Here is a 1,346-nt window from a genome sequence, read left to right as displayed (position 1 = left end):
CTAATGGGTGTCACCGTAATAAGTTCAAGACCTGCGCCGGCCTGCTACCTAACGGCAGCTTCTGACCGAAGGCGGTCATCGCATGGTCTCTACTTCTCCGCCCCCGAAACGGCTCTGGATTCACCACTCGCTCCGCCGGACGAGACGATGGCGCATTCCCGGAACGGCGCACGGGTAGGCTGGGGCGCCGACAATTCCTGGCAATACATCCGATCGATCTTGCGCTGCATAAGCGCATAGCAGTTGCATGCGACCCTCTCGAGCCGCGCCCGATCGATCTCAACAAATCCGCGCCGGTCGGACGGGACGGCTCCGGCCTCGCGCAGCTTTCTCATCGTCAGAGTCACTGTCGTCCGCCGCACCCCCAGCAATTGCGCAAGCGCCTCCTGCGTCACCGGAAGGAGGTCTTCGGGAACGCGGTCGTGAAGCTGCAGAAGCCACCGCGCCATGCGACCATCCACCCGGTGCAGCGCGTTGCAAGCGGCTACGTGCTGGAGCTGCAATAACACCGCGCGGGCGTGGAGCTGAACGACATTCCTGATGGCCGCGCTTTGCGCATAGGCATCCCGAAATTTGACGGCGGAAATCAATGATGCTGAGCCAGCCATGCGTGCGATCGCGGTCACGGATGAAAGCGATGGGCCGAGCACGGAGAAAGAGGCCAAAGCGCCTTCCCGTCCCATCAAGGTGGTTGCGACCGTTTGCCCGTCCGGCATATCGAGCATGAAGGCGATTGCGCCGCTATGGGGAAAATAGACCGGGTCCATCTCATCGCCTGAGCGCACCAGAACGGCATCTGGCTCAAACGAGACCTTCCGGAAGTGGGGCGTGAGCAAGCTGAGATCCGCCGGCGGCAGCGCTGCCAGTAGCCGGTTCCCGATGCCGGTACGGTGGAGGGTCACGATGCTTTCTTGTGAAGGAGCACCCATTGAAGGCCGGTATCCATCTTTTTCATTCACTATGATTGCCCGAAATAGAGTTGCGCGAAACGCAATCATCCAAACAGAGCCATTAATCGAGATCAAGCACGGACATTTGCGGAGACGCTGCCGGCGTCTCGCCGCGCAAGCAGGATCTTGCATACATCATACTATTCACGCCCGTTGTGCGACTCGGCGAGCGGGGCCTGCGGGATGATCGACCGGTGATGGTTCCGGCAGCGCCCGCTCTCGGCTTCCTAGCTGACGTCTTCGGCGGTGTGGGGCGTGGACGCCTCTTGGCCCATCGCTTCTGTTGACACGGTGCAGCTACATGTCAGTTGATGGGGGGCAGAGCGGTTACGGGAGTTACGGTGGGAATTACGGTGCATTCAATTCGGCCAAACCAAATTAAGTGCACTGAAGATC

Annotated in this window: 1 protein-coding gene; it reads right to left on the bottom strand. The window is 60.3% G+C overall.

The genetic code is table 11. The features are described 5' to 3' along the window. Nucleotides 1–89: 89 nt before the first annotated feature. The gene (locus FXB38_RS42100; RefSeq protein WP_148756717.1) at nt 90–929 is read right to left on the bottom strand and encodes a Crp/Fnr family transcriptional regulator; all 840 of its coding nucleotides are present in this window, start codon (nt 927–929) and stop codon (nt 90–92) included. Nucleotides 930–1,346: the final 417 nt, after the last annotated feature.

The organism is Bradyrhizobium cytisi (genome assembly GCF_008123515.1).
In the GTDB taxonomy this organism is placed as follows: Bacteria; Pseudomonadota; Alphaproteobacteria; order Rhizobiales; family Xanthobacteraceae; genus Bradyrhizobium; species Bradyrhizobium cytisi.
Note: the sequence above shows the minus strand (reverse complement) of the source record. Positions and strands in the feature narration are given on the sequence as shown.

Coding starts and splice junctions, on each gene's coding strand:
- FXB38_RS42100 (WP_148756717.1), bottom strand. CDS start 929: ATGGGTGCTCCTTCACAAGAAAGCATCGTGACCCTCCACCGTACCGGC.